We start from the raw sequence: 1,292 nt of genomic DNA on the forward strand, positions 1-1,292 counted from the left end.
GCATAGCCGACCAGTTCACGCGCGATCGCAGTGGTCACCTTCGGCTGCGGCTTGCCGACAGCTGCCAGGCGCCGATAGCGCTGACACAGGCGAACCTGTGCCTTCCACCCAATCTCCTGGATATCCTCGGGCAACCCGCTGACCCGCTCACGATAGCGTCGCGCCTCGCGGGCGGGCAGTCGATACGACCAGCCAGCCTCGATCAGCATGGTCCGTGCCTGCGCGTTGCCCGCGCGCGTGATCCGGCCTCGCTTGGTCCGGGCACCGCTGGAGTGCTCGGACGGCACCAGACCGACATACGCCATCAACTGCTTGGGATTGTCGAAACGGGTGAGATCGCCAACCTCGGCCACCAGCGTCGCGGCGCTGACCAGCCTGATACCGCGCAGGGCCTGTAGATTGCGAACCAGCGGTGCAAAACACCATGCATCCACCGCTTCGGCCAATGCCGTCTCGAGCCGTCCCACTCGCGCCTGCGCCTCCAGCACCCGCTTCTGCATCTCCTCGAATGCCAGTTGCTGATGGGGAAAATCGAACCGCTGCTCGGACAGCCACCGCCAGTACATCTTTGTCCAGGCTGCCTTGCCGCCAAAACGACGATCATATCGTAACAGGAAGCTGCGCACCGTTTGCTTAGCCCCGATGGCATCGTCCTGCGCATTTCGCCGAGCGCAGATGAGATCGCGTACCGCCTCATGCGCTTCGTCCGGCACCCAGATCGCGGTGAGTTCGCCGGCACGTAGAAGCCGCGCCAGTGTCATTGCGTCACGTCGGTCCGTCTTCACATGGTCGCCCGGGCGTCGCGGCATCATTGAGGGGGCGATGACGATGCAATTCTGTCCCAGCTTTGTCAGCAGTCGATGCAATCCATACCCACAGGGACCCGCTTCGTAACAGACATTCAACGTCAGGCTCTGTTGCAAAAATCGTGAAGCTTGAGCATGCTTGGCGGAGATTGGACGGACGGAACGATGACGGATTTCAAGTGGCGCCATTTCCAGGGTGATGTGATCCTGTGGGCGGTGCGCTGGTATTGTCGCTATCCGATCAGCTATCGCGACCTTGAGGAAATGCTGGCGGAACGCGGCATTTCGGTCGACCATACGACGATCTATCGCTGGGTCCAGTGCTACGCCCCGGAGATGGAGAAGCGGCTGCGCTGGTTCTGGCGGCGTGGCTTTGATCCGAGCTGGCGCCTGGATGAAACCTACGTCAAGGTGCGGGGCAAGTGGACCTACCTGTACCGGGCAGTCGACAAGCGGGGCGACACGATCGATTTCTACCTGTCGCCG

1 protein-coding gene and 1 pseudogene are annotated in these 1,292 nt (G+C 61.9%); one reads left to right on the forward strand and one right to left on the reverse strand.

The annotated features are described in order from the left end of the window. Positions 1-995 (reverse strand): IS110 family transposase (locus LH128_RS27985; RefSeq protein ID WP_083910366.1); only part of this gene is annotated, 995 nt, incomplete at its 3' end. Here LH128_RS27985 and LH128_RS27990 point away from each other — a divergent pair. After that, positions 972-1,292: pseudogene (locus LH128_RS27990) on the forward strand (IS6-like element IS6100 family transposase); the annotation flags it as partial. The gene LH128_RS27985 and the pseudogene LH128_RS27990 overlap by 24 nt on opposite strands.

The organism is Sphingomonas sp. LH128 (genome assembly GCF_000293195.2).
Taxonomy (GTDB): Bacteria; Pseudomonadota; Alphaproteobacteria; order Sphingomonadales; family Sphingomonadaceae; genus Novosphingobium; species Novosphingobium resinovorum_A.